The organism is Ilumatobacter sp. (assembly GCF_030065885.1).
Taxonomy (GTDB): domain Bacteria; phylum Actinomycetota; class Acidimicrobiia; order Acidimicrobiales; family Ilumatobacteraceae; genus Ilumatobacter.
Genome location: NZ_JASJCS010000114.1, coordinates 1 through 20,287, shown reverse-complemented (window position 1 = coordinate 20,287; position 20,287 = coordinate 1). Strand labels below are relative to the sequence as shown.

24 protein-coding genes are annotated in these 20,287 nt (G+C 67.7%); 13 read left to right on the top strand and 11 right to left on the bottom strand.

Going from position 1 to position 20,287, the window contains the following annotated elements; genetic code table 11:
* From QNJ12_RS19405 to QNJ12_RS19395, 3 genes are all read left to right on the top strand, one after another.
* Window positions 1-204, top strand: a 204-nt coding sequence (locus QNJ12_RS19405; protein WP_300625183.1) for a hypothetical protein, incomplete at its 5' end; no start/stop codon positions are given.
* Window positions 201-1,040: an ATP-dependent helicase gene (locus QNJ12_RS19400; protein WP_300625182.1), complete on the top strand. Its 840-nt coding sequence runs from the start codon at window positions 201-203 to the stop codon at window positions 1,038-1,040. The genes QNJ12_RS19405 and QNJ12_RS19400, both read left to right, overlap by 4 nt.
* Window positions 1,037-1,858 (top strand): 3'-5' exonuclease, encoded by an 822-nt coding sequence (locus tag QNJ12_RS19395; protein WP_300625180.1) that lies wholly within the window; start codon window positions 1,037-1,039, stop codon window positions 1,856-1,858. The genes QNJ12_RS19400 and QNJ12_RS19395 overlap by 4 nt, the downstream gene beginning before the upstream one ends.
* A 334-nt stretch (window positions 1,859-2,192) precedes the next feature.
* Here the strand turns inward: QNJ12_RS19395 and QNJ12_RS19390 are convergent, their stop codons facing one another.
* The 5 genes from QNJ12_RS19390 to QNJ12_RS19370 all read right to left on the bottom strand — a co-directional run bounded on the left by QNJ12_RS19390 (window position 2,193) and on the right by QNJ12_RS19370 (window position 5,885).
* A complete protein-coding gene (locus tag QNJ12_RS19390) occupies window positions 2,193-2,690 on the bottom strand; it encodes a pyridoxamine 5'-phosphate oxidase family protein (protein WP_300625178.1) in 498 nt (165 codons plus the stop codon).
* Window positions 2,687-3,955, bottom strand: a complete 1,269-nt coding sequence (locus QNJ12_RS19385; protein ID WP_300625176.1) for an alpha/beta fold hydrolase — start codon at window positions 3,953-3,955, stop codon at window positions 2,687-2,689. The genes QNJ12_RS19390 and QNJ12_RS19385 overlap by 4 nt, the downstream gene beginning before the upstream one ends.
* 154 nt (window positions 3,956-4,109) lie before the next feature.
* Window positions 4,110-4,373, bottom strand: coding sequence for a 2TM domain-containing protein (locus QNJ12_RS19380; RefSeq protein WP_300625175.1), 264 nt, complete (start codon window positions 4,371-4,373; stop codon window positions 4,110-4,112).
* A gap of 118 nt (window positions 4,374-4,491) precedes the next feature.
* Window positions 4,492-4,713, bottom strand: a complete 222-nt coding sequence (locus tag QNJ12_RS19375; protein WP_300625173.1) for a pyridoxamine 5'-phosphate oxidase family protein — start codon at window positions 4,711-4,713, stop codon at window positions 4,492-4,494.
* Window positions 4,710-5,885, bottom strand: coding sequence for a trans-acting enoyl reductase family protein (locus QNJ12_RS19370; RefSeq protein WP_300625171.1), 1,176 nt, complete (start codon window positions 5,883-5,885; stop codon window positions 4,710-4,712). The genes QNJ12_RS19375 and QNJ12_RS19370 overlap by 4 nt, the downstream gene beginning before the upstream one ends.
* 211 nt (window positions 5,886-6,096) lie before the next feature.
* Here QNJ12_RS19370 and QNJ12_RS19365 point away from each other — a divergent pair, with 211 nt between their 5' ends.
* The 3 genes from QNJ12_RS19365 (at window position 6,097) to QNJ12_RS19355 (ending at window position 8,476) form a co-directional block, all read left to right on the top strand.
* Window positions 6,097-6,516 (top strand): flavodoxin family protein, encoded by a 420-nt coding sequence (locus QNJ12_RS19365; RefSeq protein WP_300625170.1) that lies wholly within the window; start codon window positions 6,097-6,099, stop codon window positions 6,514-6,516.
* A gap of 98 nt (window positions 6,517-6,614) precedes the next feature.
* Entirely contained in the window at window positions 6,615-7,073 is a 459-nt protein-coding gene (locus QNJ12_RS19360) for an ester cyclase (protein ID WP_300625169.1), read from the top strand.
* The gene (locus tag QNJ12_RS19355) at window positions 7,070-8,476 is read left to right on the top strand and encodes an MFS transporter (RefSeq protein ID WP_300625168.1); all 1,407 of its coding nucleotides are present in this window, start codon (window positions 7,070-7,072) and stop codon (window positions 8,474-8,476) included. Before QNJ12_RS19360 ends, QNJ12_RS19355 begins: the two co-directional genes overlap by 4 nt.
* Window positions 8,477-8,864: 388 nt before the next feature.
* Here QNJ12_RS19355 and glgP read toward each other — a convergent pair whose 3' ends face one another.
* Window positions 8,865-10,490 carry an alpha-glucan family phosphorylase gene (glgP, locus tag QNJ12_RS19350; RefSeq protein WP_300625166.1) on the bottom strand — a complete coding sequence of 542 codons (1,626 nt, stop codon included), beginning with the start codon at window positions 10,488-10,490 and terminating at the stop codon, window positions 8,865-8,867.
* Window positions 10,491-11,163: 673 nt separating this feature from the next.
* On the opposite strand from glgP, the gene QNJ12_RS19345 reads away from it, so the two are divergent.
* Window positions 11,164-11,586, top strand: a complete 423-nt coding sequence (locus QNJ12_RS19345) for a hypothetical protein (RefSeq protein WP_300625164.1) — start codon at window positions 11,164-11,166, stop codon at window positions 11,584-11,586.
* A gap of 61 nt (window positions 11,587-11,647) precedes the next feature.
* The gene (locus QNJ12_RS19340; RefSeq protein WP_300625163.1) at window positions 11,648-12,145 is read left to right on the top strand and encodes a hypothetical protein; all 498 of its coding nucleotides are present in this window, start codon (window positions 11,648-11,650) and stop codon (window positions 12,143-12,145) included.
* A 44-nt stretch (window positions 12,146-12,189) separates the two neighbouring features.
* Here the strand turns inward: QNJ12_RS19340 and QNJ12_RS19335 are convergent, their stop codons facing one another.
* Together QNJ12_RS19335 and QNJ12_RS19330 are read right to left on the bottom strand one after the other, a co-directional pair.
* Window positions 12,190-12,849 (bottom strand): pYEATS domain-containing protein, encoded by a 660-nt coding sequence (locus QNJ12_RS19335; RefSeq protein ID WP_300625161.1) that lies wholly within the window; start codon window positions 12,847-12,849, stop codon window positions 12,190-12,192.
* Window positions 12,846-13,562 carry a toll/interleukin-1 receptor domain-containing protein gene (locus QNJ12_RS19330; RefSeq protein ID WP_300625159.1) on the bottom strand — a complete coding sequence of 239 codons (717 nt, stop codon included), beginning with the start codon at window positions 13,560-13,562 and terminating at the stop codon, window positions 12,846-12,848. Before QNJ12_RS19330 ends, QNJ12_RS19335 begins: the two co-directional genes overlap by 4 nt.
* Window positions 13,563-13,810: 248 nt before the next feature.
* Here QNJ12_RS19330 and QNJ12_RS19325 point away from each other — a divergent pair, with 248 nt between their 5' ends.
* Together QNJ12_RS19325 and QNJ12_RS19320 are read left to right on the top strand one after the other, a co-directional pair.
* Window positions 13,811-15,241 carry an HD-GYP domain-containing protein gene (locus QNJ12_RS19325; RefSeq protein WP_300625157.1) on the top strand — a complete coding sequence of 477 codons (1,431 nt, stop codon included), beginning with the start codon at window positions 13,811-13,813 and terminating at the stop codon, window positions 15,239-15,241.
* 50 nt (window positions 15,242-15,291) lie between these two features.
* A complete protein-coding gene (locus QNJ12_RS19320) occupies window positions 15,292-15,996 on the top strand; it encodes a LytR C-terminal domain-containing protein (protein ID WP_300625155.1) in 705 nt (234 codons plus the stop codon).
* 51 nt (window positions 15,997-16,047) lie between these two features.
* On the opposite strand, the gene udk is transcribed toward QNJ12_RS19320, so the two are convergent.
* Window positions 16,048-16,701: a uridine kinase gene (gene udk / locus QNJ12_RS19315; protein WP_300625154.1), complete on the bottom strand. Its 654-nt coding sequence runs from the start codon at window positions 16,699-16,701 to the stop codon at window positions 16,048-16,050.
* Window positions 16,702-16,763: 62 nt separating this feature from the next.
* On the opposite strand from udk, the gene QNJ12_RS19310 reads away from it, so the two are divergent.
* Window positions 16,764-17,024, top strand: coding sequence for a DUF3263 domain-containing protein (locus tag QNJ12_RS19310; protein ID WP_300625153.1), 261 nt, complete (start codon window positions 16,764-16,766; stop codon window positions 17,022-17,024).
* Window positions 17,021-17,725, top strand: coding sequence for a LytR C-terminal domain-containing protein (locus QNJ12_RS19305; protein ID WP_300625151.1), 705 nt, complete (start codon window positions 17,021-17,023; stop codon window positions 17,723-17,725). The genes QNJ12_RS19310 and QNJ12_RS19305 overlap by 4 nt, the downstream gene beginning before the upstream one ends.
* Before the next feature lie 6 nt (window positions 17,726-17,731).
* Here the strand turns inward: QNJ12_RS19305 and QNJ12_RS19300 are convergent, their stop codons facing one another.
* Window positions 17,732-18,724, bottom strand: a complete 993-nt coding sequence (locus tag QNJ12_RS19300) for a glycerate kinase (RefSeq protein WP_300625149.1) — start codon at window positions 18,722-18,724, stop codon at window positions 17,732-17,734.
* A gap of 144 nt (window positions 18,725-18,868) precedes the next feature.
* On the bottom strand, window positions 18,869-19,144 hold the full coding sequence (locus QNJ12_RS19295; protein WP_300625147.1) for a MoaD/ThiS family protein: 276 nt from the start codon (window positions 19,142-19,144) through the stop codon (window positions 18,869-18,871).
* A gap of 193 nt (window positions 19,145-19,337) precedes the next feature.
* Between QNJ12_RS19295 and groEL the strand changes: the two genes are divergently transcribed.
* Window positions 19,338-20,287: chaperonin GroEL (groEL, locus tag QNJ12_RS19290; protein WP_300625145.1), on the top strand; the 950-nt coding region annotated here is incomplete at its 3' end.

The window sequence follows — 20,287 nt, the reverse complement described above, 5'->3', positions numbered from 1 at the left end:
GGCCTATTCGTCGAACCGCAGATACTGAAGGCAACAGACCAGCATCAACTCGATGACGTGACGTTGGAGGACCTCAAGGCCTTCTGCCGGCACAAGAAGCGCAAGACGCTGGCCGCGATTGCAATCCGCGACGCTCTCACCGTCAGCGACGGTCCCAACTTCGAAGCTGTCTCGGCCATCCTCGAACACGCCTGCGGGTCGTGACGACGTCGCCCGTTCAGAAGGTCGATGCTGAGACCTGGATCGAGGATCTATCGATTTGCGACGCCCTACTCACGGCGCCGCCAGGCTGCGGCAAGACGGAGCACCTCGCTCGGCGCGCTGGAATGCTCGTCCGCAGTGGGCAGGTGAGAGAACCGCGTCAGATCCTCGCGCTGACATTCAGCAACAAGGCGAAGGCCAATCTCCGAACTCGCCTCGAGCGGGAGCTGGGGTCAACCTACTGGCGACAGGTTTGCGTCATGAACTTCCACGGGCTTGGCCTGCGGCTGCTGCGACACCACGGCCCGGTCATCGGTCGACGATCGGAAGCAGTGCTAGGACCGCAACGGGGATCGTTGCGTTCACTGCGTCGCCAGATCTGCGACGAGTTCCGCATAGCGGCAGATGAACTCGATGATCTCATTCGCCACGCGAAATCGGGTAGCTACAGCGACTCGGAAGTACTCGAGCGGCTCGCCGGCTCGCCGGCTGCGCTTGCGTACGAGACCGCCCTCCGACGGGACGGTCGCATCGACCACGACGACGCGATTCGTCTCGGGCTGTTGATCGTTCGCAATCCTTCGATCGAAGAGCTGTATCGACGACGCTTCGTTTGTCTCCTGGTCGATGAGGTGCAGGACCTCTCCATGCCGCAGTTCGAACTCATATCCGGGCTCGGTCTAGGCCGGACGGTGTTCGCTGGCGACCGGGCCCAGGGCATTTACGGGTTCGCTGGTGCTGCCCCGCGGAGGTCTACGAGGCGATTGAGGCACGTGCGGAACAAGAAGTCGCACTCGAAGCCTCCTACCGATCGGCCCCAAACATCGTGGCCATCGTGAGTGCGATCAGCATCGGCCTCGGCGGCTCCGAGATCTCGGTTGCGCCCGACGCTGGGTGGTCAGTGGAAGGCGAAGTGGTCATCGAGCGGTTTGCCGACCCGGGAGCTGAGGCAGCGCGGGTTATTGAGGTTGTATCCTTCTGGCTGGCAGCGCATCCGGATGAGTCGATCGCAGTCATGGTGCGGGCGAAACACCGCCGCGAAGCGGTCGATGCCGCGGTGCAGGCCCAGGGCCTTACCGCAGAGGTCTGGGACTTCCCGGCGCATCGGCCTGGTGTCGTCGGACTCTTGGTCCGCCACGTCGGCGCGGCTGTGCGGGTCGCTGGCGAAGGGGTGAGTGGAGTTGAGGAGTTGTTCCTGCGCTGCGCAGAGAGCGTCTCCGGCGATGACGAGGCTCTCTTGGATGAGCTCTCAGAGGCCGCCGACTCGCTAATTGATCTCGTGCGGGAAGCACCGCTCAGCGAGGTCGTTGCCGGGATCCGGGTGGCAAGTGACCCCGATTCGCCTACCCGGCCGGGGCTTCACCTTCTTAATGGCCACCTCGGCAAGGGCCAGGGGTTCGACCGCGTAGTGGTGCTCGGATTGGAGGACGGGCATGTCCCCTACTACCGAGCCAAGACCAAGCAAGAGGTCAAGGATGAGCTGTCGGTGTTGCACGTCATGGCATCACGAGCGCGGAAGTCGCTGATGTTCACCGTCTGTCACGATGTCCCATTCAGAGGTGCGACCTGGGTCCGCGATCCCAGTCGCTGGCTTGCGTCCATCGAGAACTACACCACCGGCTGGATCGACACTGAAGAACTTGCCGCAGCTGAGTGACCAGGCATGCTCGGCGCATCGTGTCCTGTCGATTGTTTCGCAACCCAAGGGACCTTCCGTTCGCGCCCACGGATTGCCCACGAACGGGTCGGATGTGGGCAGATTCCAGCAACACGGACCAACACGACGAACTCGCGAAACCCCAGCTCAAGTGGCAGAAATCAGCACGGGCTAACACTCGCCGGACGCCTCGGGCGGCTCTTGTAATCATGTGGTCGCGGGTTCGATTCCCGCACCCGGCTCGCAGCAGTTCACCGCTGCGCCGAGTGAACCCGGAGATCCTTGATCGGCGTGCGGGATGACGCAGCCGTCGTTGTCGTCCGACGTGGGCGCGTCAGACCACTGGCGCTGATCCTCGATCCGACTCGACGGGGACGCGCGCTCGCGATCGGTCCGGCGACCGCATTGCCCACAGCGAGACACCGATGCCGTAGGTGATGAAGTGCCGTTGCGGGGTGACCTCGATCGCGCACCATCCACCGCGCTCGGCGTCGTGTCGGTACAGCCTCTCGAACAGCGCCTCTCCGAGTTCGTCCTTCTCGAGGACGCGCGCGGTGCCCGAGAACGTGATCGTCGCTGCCGGGATCTTGACCCACGGCACGAGCGGGACCCGCTTGGCGATCGGGATGGTCATGGAGACGTCGCCGTTCTGCGCGATGTGCTTGGTCTTCCACTGATCTCGGCCGGCGCCGATGTAGAGCCGGTGGTCGTCGACGACGTAGACGATGCCGACGGTGCGCGCCTGGTGGCGTGCGGTGACCATGCCGAGCACGGCGAAGTTGTTGCGCTCGATCTGCTTCCACACCGATGCCGATGCCAGCTGGAGGCTCATGCCGTCACCAGTTGCTCTGGCTCGACCACCTCAGTGGTCCTGTCGTCGAACGTCTCGTCGAGCCAGTCGAACACGAGTTGGCTCATCAGCGAGAGGTTGGTGCCGATGGCGTGCGTGGCGGCACCCTCGTCGGTGGGCGTGACGATGAGCCGTTTGTGCTCGGTGTCCGCCTCGTCGATGCAGCGATGGGCCCATTCCCGGCTGGCCTCGAACTTCTCGTACTCCTGCTGACCCATGAGCACCAGGGTCGGGCAGCTGAGTCGTGCCGGGTCGAACGTCATCGGCTTCGATGCCTCCAGCAGGTCGGTGATCGAGCCGGCGCCCCACCGCCACTGGTAGGTGGAGATCAAGCGGGAGACCGCAGCGACGCGCCGCGACGGCAGACGTTCCAGCAGTCTCATCACCGGTGTGTTCTCGAGTCGGGCGAGCTTGGCCAGGCTCGTGTTGCGGGTCCACAGGTCGTGGAAGTCGAGGATCGCGCTCGATGCGACACAGGCGCGGATGCGCTTGTCGACGGTGGCTGCTCTCGGGATCAGGTAGCCGCCGGCGCTGATCCCGAAGGCGGCCAGCCGCTCGGGATCGACCGACTCGTACTGCAGGACGTGATCGACGATCGCCGCCATCGGGACCTCGACGTCGGCGCGCATCACGAGGCCGTCGGCGGGCAAGATGCCCTGGCCGGGCAGGTCGGCGACGACGACGTTGTAGCCCCGCTCGGTCCCGGCGGGGCCGAGGTAGAAGTAGAGGTCCTCGACGAACGTGTCGCCGCCGCCGAACATCATGATCGTCTTGCGGGGCACGGCGTTCCCACCGGGCCGCATCAGGTAGCCGGTCAGGTTGGCGCCCTCGAACGGGATCTGGAACGGCTCGATGACGGGATCAGCCAGCGCTGCTCCCTCCCTGAACAGCTCCCGAGCGGCCTGGTAGGTCGGTCGGTAGCGAGCGTCGGTCGGGTGCATGAACGCCAGCGGCGCCCGCCGGTAGAAGTACGCACGCAGGAACGCCTCACGAGCGCTCACCCGATGGCCCCCCGCCGACGATGACCTGGCACGCGCCTCCACCCGATCCGCCAACGACGACCACTCCCGCACCCATCCCTCGACGTCACCGTCGGCGATCTGGGACGCCGCGTAGAACGACTCTCCCACCTCGGAGCCACCATGGGTCTGGGCGCCCGCGAGCCATTGGAAGAAGAACTCGAAATCATCCTGATCGAACCGGAACGTCACGGTCGTTCGCTCGGCCAATCCACGTCGCAACGCCATGCGATCTCCTCCTTCGATCAGCCGAGCCGGAGCCCGGCAGAGACATGACCATCGTCGCTGAGCAGACCGGACCCCGGCCAGAGACCTCAGGCCCGTCGTGATCGATCCGTCGTCGGTCGCGGCGAGGGTGCCCCTGTCCGTCTCCGAGAACGACTCACGGCTGGCTGCGGTGCATCTCCTCGACGATGTCGGCTTCGGAGATGGGCCTCTCCCCGTAGACCCGCCAGGCATGAGCGGCGAGACCGATGCCCCATCCGCCGATCGCCCAGATCGGCCAGAAGTAGCCGGCACCCGACGCGGCCCAGATGACCACGAGCAGTACGTTGACCGCGCAGTACACGAAGGCGTGGTTCCTGAATTCCCGCTTGTCGGTGATCCTGGCGACGGCAGCAGCTCTGCGTTCGTCCTGGCCTTCCATCGTCTGACCTCCTCATACGAGTGACTCGCGTCCATCGTCGCGTCGGTCAGATGCGGCGAGAAGAGGAGAACGTCACGACGCGACCACACGCCGCCGGCGGCGCGCACCACCGACTGCCTCACGCATGGATGGCGTCGACGCGGATCCGTCGAGCGTGGATCCTGCAGATGACCCCGGTCTCACGTCCTCCGTAGTACCGGGGGTGACCGGTGTGCCGACGAGTCAGCTCGTCGAGGTGTCCGAGCGCCCCGTCGGTGGCCAACTCGGCGTCGCCGCGGACCTGGATGTAGCGGCCGTTGTCGGCGGGGTCGACGACGAGCAGACCGACCTTCGGGTTCAAGCGAGATCGAACGTCATGCCGGCGCGATCGACCAGGCGTGGGATCAGCCTCTCTCCCAGCGCAGCCGCGGGCGTCCAGATCCCACCGGGCGTGTCCGGGCGGTCGTCGATCAAGCAGAGTGCCGCCTCGGCGATGATCTTCGAGGTCGAGCCGTAGCCGGGGTCCTTGTCGCCGGTCACTCGCGCTCGGATCTCGCCGCCGTCGGCGTGGGAGCCGATCAACAGCAGCTCGTAGCCGCCGGCCTCGCGTACTTCTCTCGACGGGCCCTCACCGGGCGCAGGATCGTCGTCACCACCGACCGCAGCCATCCCCTTCATGGCTTCGGCTCTCTGGCGACCGGCGTCGCCGGGCCCGGCGAAGAGCATCTCGTCGTACTGGAAGTCCTCGCCGTAGCGATGCCCCATCAGCGCGTTCGAACGGTGGATGTTCCGGGTGTTGATCGGCGCCATGAAGAACGGGCCCGACCAGCCGCCGACGATGTCCTCGTCGATCGCTGTGTCGCCGTCGGGCTGCTCCGGCCCCTCGAACCCATCCGCGAGGGCGAACGGATCCAGCAGTACGGCGAACAGATCGGGGTCTGCCTGCAGCGCTTGCACGGTGGCCCTACCTGCCGCCGCGGTGCCCCCCGAGAACTCGCCACGCATGTCCATGACCCGGGTGCGTACCCGTTGACACGGATTGCCGAACCGCTCCTCCGCTGCCTGCTGCAGGAAGAGCACTCCGAGATCGAACGGGATCGAGTCGAAGCCGGTGGAATGCACGATCCGGGCACCGCTCTCGACGGCTTGTTCGTGGTAGCGATCGATCATCTGGCGCATCCACAACACCTCACCGCTCAGGTCGACGGAGTCGGTTCCGGTCTCGGCGCACGCCCGGACGAGCCCCTCGCCGTACCACAGATACGGCCCCACCGTGGTGAGCACGCAGCGCGTCCGCTCGGCCATCGCCGTCAGCGATGCGGCATCGTCGCTGTCGGCCACGACGAGCGGGGTGCCCGGCGGCGCTCCGATCTCGTCGCGCACCGCTTCGAGCTTTCCCTGGCTCCTCCCCGCCATCGCCCAGCTCACGTCCCGATCGACGCCGTACCGACCAACCAGGTACTCGGCGACGAGGCGACCCGTGAAACCGGTCGCACCGAACACGATGACGTCGAACTCTCGATCTCGGCTCACGTTTCCTCTTCCGGTCGGCACGCTGTGATCCCAGCAACGTAGCGGCCCGGCGCGAAGCGGTGCGCGGCTCGGGTGCCTCCACCTGCATCGTCGAAGTCCCCGAGCAGTTCGATCTCCTGCGGAATGGCACTTCTGCCGAGCCGAACGGACCTTCGGCTCTGTGAGCAGCTCGGACGATGTGCGGGAGTGGAGCGTGGAGGAAGGAGCACCGATGATGCGAGTCGCAATCGTGTACGACAGCTCGACGGGGACGACCAAGGCTGCGGCCGAACAGATGGGCGAGATGACGCGCGCCGCTGGCCACGAGTGCAGCGTGGAGTCGATCCACGACGCCGATCCAGCGGCGGTTTCCGCTGCGGATGTGATCTGCGTCGGCAGCTGGACCAAGGGTCTCTACGTCATCCGCCAAGGCCCGACGCAGGCAACCATCGACTTCATCGAGCGGCTCGAACCCCTCGGCGGCAAGCGCGTCGCCGTCTTCACCACGTATGCCATCGCGGTCGGCAAGACGCTCGGGAAGATGGCGAGTTCGCTCGAAGCGGGCGGCGCCAGCGTGACGGGCCAGTTCAAGTCGAAGGGGCCCAATGCCGCCGCCGAGTTCGGGACGTGGCTCCGCGGCCTGGATGCGTAGCGGGGCGTCCAATCGGGCTGCCCCCGCCCGGGGGGCTCCGTGAAAGAAGACGAGGGGCTGCAGACGCAGCTGGAACGGTGGCGCGATTGGAAGGGCACATGAAGAACGACGGCTCATCGAGCGACCCGTCTGCATTCGAGGTGGTCTCGAAGCTGGTAGCCGCCCTCACCACAGGTGACCTCGAAACGATGGAGTCCCTCCACGCAGAGGACTACGTCCTGGATTGGGTCTACGGCGACGCGTTCGAGGATTCTCCCAAGTCCGGAGAAGAGGGCTCAGCGTTCTTCCCGGTCTGGCTCAGCGGCTTCGGCGAGGTCGCCTACGAGGTGAAGCGCACGATCGCCGCCGACGACGTGGTGGTCACGGAGTGGGTCTTCACCGGCACGCACACGGGGCCCTTGGGTCCACCATTCTTCGATGAGCAGCTCGATCCGACGGGTCGCACGATCCAGTTCCGGGGCGTGACCGTCTACGACGTGAACGGAGGACTCGTCCAGCGCGAGACGATCTACATGGATCTGGCCACGTTGCTCGTCGAGCTCGGAGCCACGGTGTGAATCCCGACGACTCCCACGCCCACATGGGGGTCGTCGCACAGGCAGCGCGGGTGGCGACCCCAGACATCGACCCGCGTCGTGCTCGCACGATCATGATCGTGTTGGCGGGGTGCACGGCGCTCCAGATGACCAGCTACGGCATGATCTTCCCGCTCTTCGCCCGGAAGATCAGCGACTTCGGCGACAGCGTGGCAGTCCTGGCGATCAGCGTGATGGCCTATTCGCTGGCGGGCGTGATCATGGCGCCGATCATGGGGTTGCTGGCCGATCGCCTCGGCAGACGGCCGCTGATCCTCGGTTCGTTCGCCGTGTTCGCGGCTGCCTTCGCCGGCTACTACGTTGCGGCCACCTCAGTCGTGTTCATCGTCATCCGTGGCCTGGCCGGGGCGCTGACGGCTGGGCTCGGCCCGGCGACCATGGGGCTGATCGCCGACATCGCCCCTCGGGATGAGCGAGCTCGTTGGATCGGTGTCGTCGGCGGCGGCACATCGGCGGGATTCATCGTCGGACCGGTCGTAGGGGGTCTGCTCTACGACCGGTGGGGCTACGGTCCGCCGTTCCTGGCCTCGATCGGCATCGCGCTGCTCACCCTCCTGGTCGCCATCTTCACCATCCCCGAAACCAATACCAGGGAGCAGCGACGGAGAGCGGCCCTCCACGAGAAGCGAGCCGAGCGATTGGCGCCCGACATGCGAACGGCCGCGTCGTTCGTGGCGTCGCTCCCACACCCGCTGTTGGCCTTCGGCACGTTGCTCTTCGTCAACCTGAGCATGATCTTCGCGTGGTTCTTCGTCGACCCCCAGTTGCCGTTCTACGCCTTCGACGACCTGAACCTGTCGACGGCGAAGTTCGGCGCAATGATCAGCTGCTACGGGTGGGCCGCATTGATCGGACATCTCGCGCTGGGGCGATCCAGTGACCGGTTCGGGCGCAAGCCGATCCTCGTCCTCGGCCTCGTCCTGCACTCCGCTCAGTACTGCGGGCTCATGCTCTCGGATGTCTACGGGGTGATCATCGCCGCCTTCGTCATCGCTGGACTCGGCGAGGCCTTGGTCAATCCGGCGTTGAGCGCCGCGTACCTGGACATCACACCTGAGGAACATCGGTCTCGGGCAATGGGTATCAAGACGGCCGTTGGATCCCTGGGCAGCCTGTTGGCGCCCGCCTTGGCAACCATCACCGTTGGCCACGTTCCGCCGGAAGGCGCCTTCGTCGTTTCTGCAGTCCTGATCCTGCTCACCGGCGTCGTGGTCCTCGTCGCGTTGCGGCTTCCAGCTCGGACCGGGGGAGCAGGCGATCGGAGGTGGGAGGCTTCCGAGGCGCGAGTTCTGGCCGCTCAAACCGCCCTGCGCAATCTGACGGTCAGTGCGGCAACGGCTCGCAAGCTGAGAAGCCCGGTGTGACGGTCCCGTGCGGGACTTGCAGCCCTAGCTGTGCTCTGCGGGGAGGTTGTCAGGCGGACGCGCGTTCCTAGGGCCCAAGGTCGTGTCGTGCAGCGTTCCGAGCGTTCGCCACGGCAGAGCGGGTGCCCATCATCGCGTCGGCGCGGGCTGAGTCGTGGATCACTACCGTGCGTCGCGTGGACGCTGAGCGCGGGACGGTTGGGTCGACCGCCGGATGGAGGTGATCGGCCATCGCGGCGCGCTGCGACGCTGCGAGCAGCGACGAGATCAAGCGGGCGATGGACGTCGGGGCCGACGGCCTCTCGGCCGACGACGTCGCGGCAGCCGTGGCGTTGCGCGAGCGCGCCGCCGGCTGAGGAGGGTGCCGCGAGGCCGGCAACCGGGCGGCTCAGCCGGTGCGGTACAGCAGTCGTTCGTAGTCGTCGAGCATTCGTTCGACGGCGAAGCGTTCCGACGTCGACTGGATGCTCGCGCGCATCATCGACTCCCACCGCTCGGGATCGTCCGAGAACGTGGGCAGCACCTTGTCGAGGAGGACGGCATAGAGCGCCGCGGCATCGTGCTCGTCGAGTTCGTCCACGTCGTCGGATTCGAAACCGTCGCCGATCTGCCAGCCGTTGACACCGTCCTCGCAGGCCTCGGGCCACCAGCCGTCCAGGACCGAGCAGTTGAGCACGCCGTTCATGGCGGCCTTCATGCCGCTCGTGCCGCTGGCCTCCTGCGGGCGTCGCGGATTGTTGAGCCAGACATCGCTGCCCCGCGTGAGCATCTTGCCGATCTCCATGTCGTAGTCCTGGAGGAACACGACGGCGTTCGGGAACCGCCGGGACATCTCGACGAGCTGGGCCACGATGTCCTTGCCCGTGTCGTCGAGCGGGTGGGCCTTGCCGCTGAACACGATCTGCACGTCGCCGCGCTCGAGGTACGGCCCGATGCGGTCCATGTCGCTGAACACGAGGTCGCTGCGCTTGTACGGCGCGGCCCGGCGGCTGAAACCGATGATGATCCGATCCTGGCGCAGCCGGGCACCCGTCCGCTCCTCGATGAAGTCGATCAACTCCGACTTGATCTCGTCGTGGACGGGCCGGAGGGGCTGGCCGGCTGCGAACGCAGCGGTGATCCGGGGATCGACCCACGTGGGGGTGTGGATGCAGTTCGTGATCGGGACGATCTCGCAGCGACCGTCCACGTGCTCCCACATGTCGTTCGCAGTCTCGGCGTGGAGCTCGGCGACCGCATTGGCCCGTCGCGCGACTCGCAGGGCGGCGACGGTCATGTTGAACGGGTCGCCGCCGATCCGCTCCATCTGCTCGAGCGTGAGGCCCCGCGTCGCACCCATGTACTCCATGGTTCGCAGTTCGTGGCTCTCGTTGCCCTGGATGACCGGGGTGTGGGTGGTGAAGACGACCTCGTCGCGTGTGGCCTGCCATGCGTCCTCGAAGTCGACGCCCTGCGACCTGCGCTCTTGGATGAGCTCGAGCGCGGCGAGCACGGCGTGGCCCTCGTTGAAGTGGTACACGTCGACGTCGATGCCGAGCGCGCGCAGTGCGCGCACGCCGCCGACGCCCAACACGATCTCCTGCGCCAGCCGTTCCTCGGCGAACCAGCCGTAGAGCTGTCCGCAGATCCACCGGTCCGGCGCCGCATTCGGCTCGATGTCGGTGTCGAGCAGGTAGATCGGGGCGTTGCCGTAGGCCTCCGTCCGCCAGACCTTCACGTGGACCTCGTGGTCGCGGATCGTCACCGGCACGACGACACCCGTGTCGACGAGGTCGTACTCGCGCACCGGGTAGCTGTCGTAGGGCCGGCCGTCGTCGCCGATGCGTTGGTCCGTGTAGCCCTGCTTCCACTTGATGCCGAGACCGACGATCGGTCGTTCGTGGTCGTGAGCACCCTTCAGGTAGTCGCCGGCGAGGATGCCGAGGCCGCCGGCATACAGCTTCAGGTCGGTGTGCAAGCCGTACTCCATGCAGAAGTAGGCGACCGTCGGGCGGGAGGTGGCTGGGTTCGACATGGTCATCGCAGTGCTCTCAGGGGAAGGAACGGACACGCGGCGAGCCGCCGTCGTCATCATGTCACACCCCCTGACGACCGTCGGCTTCACCGGAGCGGCCTCGACCGCACCGAGTTCCTCGCCGCAACGTCGCCGGAGCCTGTCGCCCCTGTCCCCGCCTCCACCAGAGGTGCTGCACGAACGGGACCACGCGGCCGTCCGCAGGTCGTGCGCTTGCGCCCCCTCGCGCCACGATGTCGAGCGTGTGGCCGTGCCTGCTGCAGCGAGTCAATGGGAGGGCCGAGTATCTCGACAATAGAGGTCTGGCACCAGGGATCCATATGGAGTGTGTCGCGAGCGGTGCGACTGTTCCACAGCGCGATGTGACAAGCACTATGTGACTGCCCAGTGTTGACTCGTTGACTCCATCTCGATGCGGCGCGAGAGTCGATATATGGGCGCCGAGCGAGGAGTTCGACTCCTGGTGATCGGGTTGATCTTGTGTGCCTCGGCCTGCGGTGACGATGCACCGGCCGGTGGAGATGCGCTCCCGCCTGTCGACGCCTCGGCGCCGCTGACCGTCGGCGCGCCTCAGCCGACTGCTCCACCTACGGCGCCAGCGCCCGGCGACCCGCCAGCGAGCTCGTTGGCGCCGGCGTCGACTGCGGCGCAAACGCCGAGCGAGCCGAGCGAGGTGCACGCCGACTCGGCATCGTTCGTCGTCACGGCCCCGTCGAGGTCGTTTGGTGGACGAGTCCCCGTCGAGGCCGAGCCCGATCCACTGGCGTCGGCGAACGCGGAGACCCGACCGGCGTTCGTGATCGACGAGGCGCGCTGGCTCGTCGGTGACTGCTGCCGGGTGGCGGTTGTCCTGCAGGACGAGCGACCGCTGTATCCGGACGATCAGCTCCGAGGACGGTTCGAATCCGAATCGTTGAGCTGGGAGATCTACGACATCGGGCCACAGGACGGGTCGCTGATCGTCGCGGTGGCGACGCTCGGCGATCTCTCGATCGCAGTTTCCGGTCAGACGTTGTTCAAGGACGTGCCGTCGGCGCAATCGACCGTCGAGGTCGTCGAGTCGCTCGCCCGAAGCATGGGATCGAGAGGGGAGTAGTCGGGTGCGGAAGACCAGGCGTCGAGCGACCGTAGCGCTTCTCTTTGCCGCGACCGCTGTCGTGCCGACGTCGTCAGACGGCGTGGTGCACGCCGGGTCCGGGCTCAACCAGTGGGCATGGGGTGGGCCGAACATCACCCTCAGCACCACCAGCTACAAGTACTCGAACATGTCCGGGTTCTGGCAGGCGGTCGTCAACTCGAACGGTTGCCCGATCGTCGTCGACGGCATCTTCGGCAACTACACGAAGTGGTTCACCGCGGTGTTCCAGAACGGCATCTTCGGATGGAACAACGGCGGCATGATGACACCGTGGTGGCTCAATCATTTCCAGACTGCGACGTCGGTCTACGGCCCGAGGCTCTACTACACGGGGTACACCGACGGCTACGCGACGCAGCACTACGGCTACTACGGCGGTTTCGATTCGCCGGTCAACCTCGGGTGGAACCCGTTCTCGTCGCAGTGGCTGTTCGCGCAGCGCCCCGCGTCGGCGCCGCACGCCCTGACGCCGGCCACCCCGAACCGCACCATCAGCTCGGCAGCTGCGTGTAGTTGACCGGTTCCTCGGCCGCGGGGACCGCCGTGGCCCGGTGGATGTGATCAGGCCAGGTACTGATGTGCCGCCGCGACGGCGTCGCCGACGTCGTCGTCGTCCGCGACCTGCACGACCTGGAAGCGGGCGAGCGACTCGGGGACGTCGGTCTCACCGACGAGGATGGGGAGGATCGGCTTGTCGGCCGCGACCGCCATGTCGATCTCCTCTTCGACGATCGGGCTGATCTCGCCCTTGACGACGGGCATGACGACCTGGGCTCGCGAGATCGACGTCTCGATGCCGGTCTCCCAGTCCTCCCCGGCCAGCGCCGACTGGGAGTCCTCGGCCTGCACGCCTTCGTATTGGAGCTCGCTTCGCAGCCGGTCCACCACTGCGGTGTCACGCAACGACGCCGAGATGAAGACCCGCCCCTTGCTGGGCGCGCTCCGCTCGGCGCCACCCAGCTCGATCCAGTGGGTCAGCACCGTGGGCTGGCCCGCTTCGTCGTAGAGCGTCGCCTTGATCTCGAACTCGCCCCAGCCCCGTGCCTCGAGTCGGAACGCGTCGGAGCGGTCCGACCGCCAGCGGATCGGCTCGGGGAACGTGGGATGGAGATGCCACGCCACGTGATCGACCTGGTCGAGCTCGTCGCCCTCGATCCAGACCGACCACGCCCAGCTGTTCTCGCCGCGGTAGTCGGAGTCCTGCGCGATCCGAAGGCTCATGGCCGACCTCCTGGGGGTACCTCACCGCCGGCCCGACCAATGGCCTGCTGCAGCTCGATGGTCACGTACTGCCCGATCGCCCGCGAGCGCCACCCGCCGTTGCCCTGCCGGTCGACCTGCAGCTCGATGAGGGCGTCTTCGTCGGGCACCCCACGGATGAGCAGCTCGGTGCCGCCCTGCGCGGGGATCAGCGGCGCGTCGACCCAGTCGCCGCTGTGGCCGTCGGTCCAGAACCGGTACTTGCACGTGTCGGCCTCGTGGCCGATCTCGTCGGGGAGCACGCGAGCCTTGACGGTGCGCCCGAACCCCTTCTTCCAGCTCGCCAGCTGTCGCGACAACCTGAGGAACGCATCGAGCGGATCGGCGCGGTCGAGGTGGATGCGCTCGTTCTCGGCGTACATGCCCTCAGGCTCGACGCCGTCCTCGAGGATCGCGATCGCGGGCTTCTCTCCGTTGCGGGCGTAGTTGATTTCGTCGCGAACCCACGGGTGCGTGCGCCACCGCTCCTGTCCCTCCAGCTTGTCGCGGCGGGTCATGAGCGCAACCACCGCATCGCACTCGTCGATCATGCCCTGCACCGCCGGGGTGAGCGGCTCGCCGTCGGCGACGCGGCCGGTCCGGGAACCGACGCCGTGCGATCGCAGTAGCGACTGGAGTCGCTCGACGAGCTCCTTGTCGTCGTCACGGAATGAGAAGGAGAGGAAGACCCGCATCAGTGCTCCGCTCGTACGGTGGTTCGGCGACGGCCGCCCACGACCGCGTTCGCTACGTCCAGTGTCGCGCTGGATCGGCCCGGGAATCCAGCGATTGCCCGACGGCTGCCAACCTGCGGCGCCGGCCCCGGCCCCCGCCGCGGTCGGACCGATCGGCAAGACACGCTCAAGGACGTTCGCATCCGACCGATAACACTGATGTGACGCCACGACCACGCCAGTCCCGTGCCCGCCTGACCTGGTTCCTCGTGACCTCGACGCTCGCCGCGATCACGGCGCTCGTCTCGCTCGGGGCCGTCGGGGACGGTCGGTGGGTGGAGCCGAACGCACTGTTCGTCCTCGGTGTCGTGGCGGCCGTCGTCGGCATCGGCGCCGCCACCGTCGTGATCGCGGTCGCCGATCGCCGTGAGATCGCGGAGATGGGATTGCTGGGCACCGCGCTGCTCGCCGCATCGGTGATGCTGCTCGTGCGGGCGCTGGTGACGCCCGACGTCCTGTTCGACGACACCGACGCGTTCCACACCGCCGCCTTCCTCTTCTTGCCCCTGGCGATCGCCGTGGCGGTGCCGCTCCTGGTCACGTCGTCCGGATTCGGGCGGTGGGCCGCCCGCCACTGGCGCGACTGGACGCTCCTCGCCGTGCTCGGCGTGTTCATCGTGGGCTCGGTGGTCGCCTTCTTCCCGGACGCCATCGCCGCGCCGTCGGCCTCGTCGCCGGTCACGCTCGGCGCGTCGATCGCGATGATGGCGGCGTTCGGCTTCCTCGCGCTCCGTCAGCTCCGTCTGTTCGAGCTCGGCGGTCAGACGCCGAACATGATCGCGGCGATGTCGCTGGCCGCGCTCGGGCTGACCGCGTTCCTGCCGACGATCGAGACCGACTTCGGTGGCGCATTCTGGTGGCTGCACCTGCTCGGCGCCGTGTCGCTCGTCGGCACCTGCGCCGGCATGGTGCTGTCGAAGGGCATGAACCGCACGACCCACGACGTGCTCGCACCGGTGCTCGTCCGCGACCCGTTCGTGGCGTTCGAGCTCGGGCTGTCCCCCGTGGTCCACCGGTTCGTCGCCGACCTCGAGCGGAAGGACGCGACCACGCGGGAGCACGTCATCCGCACCGGCGAGATGGCCATCCGCCTCGGTGAGCGCTTCCACCTGTCGGGCGCCCGGCTTCGCAACCTCGGGCTCGCGGCGATGCTGCACGACGTCGGCAAGCTCGAGATCGACGACGAGATCCTCAAGAAGCCCGGCCGACTCACCACCGACGAGTACGAGGTCATGAAGGAGCACGTGCTGCACAGCGAGTCGATGCTGCTCGCCGAGCCCACGCTCGCCGCCGCTGCGCCCATCGTTCGCGCTCACCACGAACGGATGGACGGCCAGGGCTACCCCGACGGGCTGCGCGGCGCGGACATCCCGCTCGACAGCCGGATCATCGCCGTGTGCGACGCGTTCGACGCGATGACCCATGATCGCCCCTACCGCACGGGAGTCTCCGTGGCCACCGCACTGTCGGTGCTCCGCGAGCACACCGGCAGCCAATGGGACGCCGACGTCATCGATCGGCTCGTCCTGGTGCTGGCCGATCTGCCCTCCGCGCCGGCGCAGCGGCAGGAGCCGCAGACGGCCGCCGTCGCCGGCGACGAGGCCCGCGAGCTCGTCGCCGCGATCGACGCCGAGATCTGACCCGGGCGGGGTGCCCGCTTCACCCGCGCGCCGGTGACTACCGTGGAACCGTGAGACGCGCACCGTCCGACTCGACCACCATCCGCATGTCCACCGGTGCAGAGCGACGATCGGCCACGACTCGGTCGATCGCTGCGCTGGTCGTGGGCTCGCTCGCGATCGTCGCCTGCGGCGGCGATGACGACGACGACGCCGATTCGTCGACGACCACGAGCACCGTCGCCAGCGCGGCGCCGACCACCACCGTCGTCCGAGCGACGACGACGACCGCCGCGCCTACGACCACGACCACGCTCGCGCTGGTCACCGAGGGTGCGACCGTCGTCGTCGCCAACGCCAGCGGCATCAACGGCGCCGCCGGTCGCATGACCGACCAACTCGCCGTCGCCGGCTTCACCACCGGCGATGCGACCAACAGCACCGAGAGCCAGCTCGAGGTCACGAAGATCTACTACGACCCCGAGAACACCAACGCGATGGCGGTCGCCGACTCGCTTCGTGCCGCGCTCGGCGGTGGCGACATCAGCGTCGAAGAGCTCACGGTCCCGGCGCCCGTCGAATCGGGCGACGTCGGAGAGGCCTCGGTCCTCGTCGCGATGGGCAACGACACCGCCGACAAGACCCTCGCGGAGCTGCAGGGCCTGGTCGCCCCCGAGACGACGGCACCCGCCGACGACGAGGCGACCGACGACGAGACGACCGACGACGAGACGACCGACGACGAAACGACGGACGACGAGACGACCGACGGCTGACTCGCGTCGACCGTTCGTTCCCGGCTGCGACCTCGATACGAGCGCCGCAGCTCAGCGCTGATTGACCAGCTCGCGGACCCTGGCCAGGAGCACCTCGAGCGCCGGCCGGTTGAGGCCGCCCTCGGGCACGATGACGTCCGCGTAGCGCTTGCTCGGCTCGATGAACCGCTCGTGGCTGGGTCGCACGGTCGCGAGGTACTGGTCGAGGATGCTCTCGGGGGTTCGCCCCCGCTCGGCGACGTCACGACGGAGGCGGCGGATGATCCGGAGGTCGGGCGGCGTGTCGACGAAGATCTTGAGGTCGAACCTCTCGCGCAGCTGCGGCTCCCAGAGCACGAGGATCCCCTCGACGACGACCACCTTCGATGCGAAGACGGTCTCGCAGCGATCGGATCGATCGTGGATCGCGTAGTCGTAGATCGGTACCTCGACGGTGGCCCCGGCCGAGAGCGCGGCGAGGTGGTCGTTCAGCAGCTGCCAGTCGAAGGCGTCGGGATGGTCGTAGTTGGCCGCCGCTCGGACCTCGATCGGCTCGTCGCTCCGTTCGATGTAGTAGCTGTCGAGCTTGATGAGCGAGAGGTGCTCGCCACCGATCAGCTCGGAGAGTCGGGTGGCGATCGTGGTCTTGCCCGAGTTGCTCCCGCCGGCCACGCCGATCAGGTACGGCCGCTGGGTTCGGGGCTCGGGAAACGCCGGATCGGACACGACCGACAACTTACGGGAGGGGGTGCTTGTAAAGCACCCTGCCCGACGGCCAGGCTGTACGCGTGATCACGGAGCGGCACCAGGCGATGTTGGAGTTCGAACGTTCCTTCTGGACCTTCGACGAACCCAAGGAGACGCTCATCCGTGCGCGGTTCCAGTGTTCGGCCGACGAGTACTATGCCGAGCTGAACGAACTGCTCGAGCAACCGGAGGCGTTGGAACACGACCCGCTGGTGATCCGCCGCCTGCAGCGTCAACGCCTCCGGCGCCGCCGTGAGCGGCTCGACACCGGCACCGATGCCCAGGGAGGCGTGAACGCATGAGTGAAGTACCCGACGGCTCCGGCCAGATGCCGCGCCGCGCGCCACGCGCCGGCGATGGCGGGGCGCCGGTCAGCGGCGCGCTCGCGATCGTGCTCGCGGTGGTCGCCGTGGTCGCCGGGTTCCTGATCCTGCGTTCGATCAGCGACGGGGGCGACACCCCACTCGACTTCGACACGAGCGCGGCCGCCGACTCCGACGACGCCGACGGCGGCGACGACGAGACCGACGACGATGCCACGGCCGGCGGCACCACCGTGCCGACGCTGCCGCCGACCACCACCGTGCCGCCGATCGTGACCGCCGGCGCCGACGTCATCGTCGCCAACGCCAACGGTGTCGGCGGCTCCGCGAGCAGCATGACGCGTGCGCTCGAGACCGGTGCCGGCTTCACCCTGGTCGATCCGACGAACGCCAGCTCGACGATCGGCGACATCGAGGAGTCGGTGATCTACTACGACGCGGCCAATGCCGCTGCGCAGTCCGTGGCCGAGTCGCTCGGTCGTGTGCTCGGCGGCGTCGGCACCGTCGCGCCGATGCCCGAGACGCCGCCGACGATCGACGGCGAGTTGAACGGCGCCGGGGTGCTCCTGATGCTCGGCAACGACAAGGCGGGCAAGACGCTCGCCGAGCTCGCGCCCGAGGCCGACACCGGTGTCGCCGTGGTCACCAACCCGACGATCGCCGGCAGCGCCGAGGGCTGAGCGCCGTCACCCGCCGAGGTCGTCGAGCAGCAAGCCGGCGGCGCGCTCGATGCACCAGAGCGGCTCGCGAAGGGATCGTTCGGCACCGAAGAGCTCGACCAGCGACCACGTCGGGATCCGGTCCGCGACGTCGTCGTCTGCGATGCCGACGACGGCGCCGATCGGTCGGTCGTGCTCGGCGGCGAGCTCGGCCATGCCGCCGACCACCTTGCCCTCGAAGCTCTGGGCGTCGAGGTGTCCCTCACCCGTGATGACGAGGTCGGTCTCGTCGAGTCGGTCGTAGAGATCGACCTCGTCGGCGACGAGATCGAACCCGGGGACGAGCTTGGCGCCGAGCGCCGCGAGCATCCCAGCGATCCCGCCCGCCGCGCCCGAACCCTCGATGCGGGTCACGTCGACGTCGAACTCGGCGAGGTACTGCTGTGCGAGCTGCTCGAGGCGGTTCGTCAGCATCTTGATCTGCGCTGGCGTGGCTCCCTTCTGCGGGCCGAAGACCTCAGCGGCGTGGGTGAACGTCGTGGTGACGTCGCAGGCGACCAGCAACTCGACTCCTCGGAGGCGCGCAGGTGACCGGATCGCCCGGAGCGCGCCGAGGCCGCCGTCGGTGGTGGCGGAGCCACCGAGTCCGACGATGATCCGCCTGGCGCCCGCAGTGACGGCGGCGTCGATCAGTTCGCCGGTGCCGGCGGTGGTGGCGTGCATCGGGTCGTTGCCCTCGGCTCCTCCGGCCAGGACCAGGCCGCTCGCCCGTGCCATCTCGATGATCGCCGTGTCACGGGACAGCCGCCACTCGGCGTCGACGGGTGCTCCGAGCGGCCCGGTCACCGTGGAGGTGCGGTTCGGGCCGCCGAGCACGTCGAGCATCCCCTCGCCGCCGTCGGCGAGTGGCTGCTCGACGCAGTCGTGACCGCGCTCCCAGCACGCGTGCCCGATCGCCGCAGCGACGTCGGCCGCGGTCGCCGTCCCCCGGAACTTGTCGACCGCTGCGAGCACGCGCACGACCGGAACTTACCGAGCGGCCGCAAGGTCGGCGACGATGCCGCCTCAGGCGTGGAGCGCTGCCGGGTGGTCGCGGTGGCCAGCCCCGGCCACCGCCGGGATGATGCCGACGGTGACTGTGCGCCTCCGGCGAGTGCGCGGTCGTCAGCCTCCGGCGACTGCGGGGATGATGCTGACGGTGATGCCGTCGGCGACGGCGGTGTCGAGGCCGTCGAGGTACCGGACGTCGTCGTCGTCGACGAACACGTTGACGAACTTGTGCAGGCCGCCGTCGTCGTCGAGCAGTCGGTCGGCGAAGCCGGGATGGGCGGCATCGAGACCGGTGATCACCTCGGACAGCGAACCGGGATCGACCTCGACCTGCTTGTTGCCGCCCGAGAGCGGGCGGAGGGTCGTCGGAATGCGAACGGTGACAGACATAGCGCAAAAGATAACCAGACCAGTCGGCTTTCCATTCCGAGCACCGTCCCCGTGTCGGTGCCGGTTCGCACTCCATCGTCCGGTCGGCGCTCCATTGTCCGGTTAGCACTCGCAGCGGTAGAGTGCCAGCGCTCGATCGGCGAGGGCGCCGGCGAGCATCCCTCGCTACGACCGTCCAACGGAGGACACGCAGATGCCGAAGCAGATCGCATTCGACACCGAGGCTCGTCGCAGCCTCGAGGCGGGCATGAACAAGCTCGCCGACGCCGTTCGCGTCACGATCGGGCCGAAGGGCCGCAACGTCGTGCTCGACAAGAAGTGGGGCGCCCCCACCATCACCAACGATGGCGTCTCGATCGCCAAGGAGATCGAGCTCGAGGACCCGTACGAGCAGATCGGCGCGTCGCTCGTCAAGGAGGTCGCGAAGAAGACCGACGACGTCGCCGGTGACGGCACGACGACCGCCACCGTGCTGGCCTGGGCGCTCGTGCGCGACGGTCTGCGCAACGTCGCGGCCGGCGCGAACCCGATGAGCGTCAAGCGCGGCATCGAGGCGGCCGTCGACGCGGCCGTCGAGGCCATCGGCGACATCGCGGTCGACGTCGAGACCAAGGATCAGGTCGCCCAGGTCGCCGCGATCTCGTCGGCGGACACCGAGATCGGCGAGATGATCTCGAACGCGATCGACAAGGTCGGCAAGGACGGTGTCATCACGGTCGAGGAGAGCCAGACGTTCGGCATGGACATGGACCTCGTCGAGGGCATGCGCTTCGACAAGGGCTACATCTCGCCGTACTTCGTCACCGATACCGACCGCATGGAGGCCACGCTCGACGACGCCTACGTGCTGCTCGTGTCGTCGAAGATCACTGCGGTGCGCGAGCTCGTCCCCGTGCTCGAGACGGTCATGCAGTCGGGCAAGCCGCTGGTCATCATCTCCGAGGACATCGAGGGCGAGGCGCTCGCCACGCTCGTCGTCAACAAGATCCGCGGCACGTTCAAGTCGGCGGCCGTCAAGGCGCCGGGCTTCGGCGAGCGACGCAAGGCGATGCTGCAGGACATGGCGATCCTGACCGGCGGTCAGGTCATCAGCGAGGACGTCGGCCTCAAGCTCGAGAACACCACGCTCGACCTGCTCGGCAC

Bases quoted from the DNA above. Each gene is read 5' to 3' on its own strand.
- QNJ12_RS19390 (WP_300625178.1), bottom strand. From the start codon at position 2,690: ATGAGCCTCCAGCTGGCATCGGCATCGGTGTGGAAGCAGATCGAGCGC.
- QNJ12_RS19385 (WP_300625176.1), bottom strand. From the start codon at position 3,955: ATGGCGTTGCGACGTGGATTGGCCGAGCGAACGACCGTGACGTTCCGG.
- QNJ12_RS19380 (WP_300625175.1), bottom strand. From the start codon at position 4,373: ATGGAAGGCCAGGACGAACGCAGAGCTGCTGCCGTCGCCAGGATCACC.
- QNJ12_RS19365 (WP_300625170.1), top strand. From the start codon at position 6,097: ATGATGCGAGTCGCAATCGTGTACGACAGCTCGACGGGGACGACCAAG.
- QNJ12_RS19360 (WP_300625169.1), top strand. From the start codon at position 6,615: ATGAAGAACGACGGCTCATCGAGCGACCCGTCTGCATTCGAGGTGGTC.
- glgP (WP_300625166.1), bottom strand. From the start codon at position 10,490: ATGTCGAACCCAGCCACCTCCCGCCCGACGGTCGCCTACTTCTGCATG.
- QNJ12_RS19335 (WP_300625161.1), bottom strand. From the start codon at position 12,849: ATGAGCCTTCGGATCGCGCAGGACTCCGACTACCGCGGCGAGAACAGC.
- QNJ12_RS19330 (WP_300625159.1), bottom strand. From the start codon at position 13,562: ATGCGGGTCTTCCTCTCCTTCTCATTCCGTGACGACGACAAGGAGCTC.
- QNJ12_RS19305 (WP_300625151.1), top strand. From the start codon at position 17,021: ATGAGTGAAGTACCCGACGGCTCCGGCCAGATGCCGCGCCGCGCGCCA.
- QNJ12_RS19295 (WP_300625147.1), bottom strand. From the start codon at position 19,144: ATGTCTGTCACCGTTCGCATTCCGACGACCCTCCGCCCGCTCTCGGGC.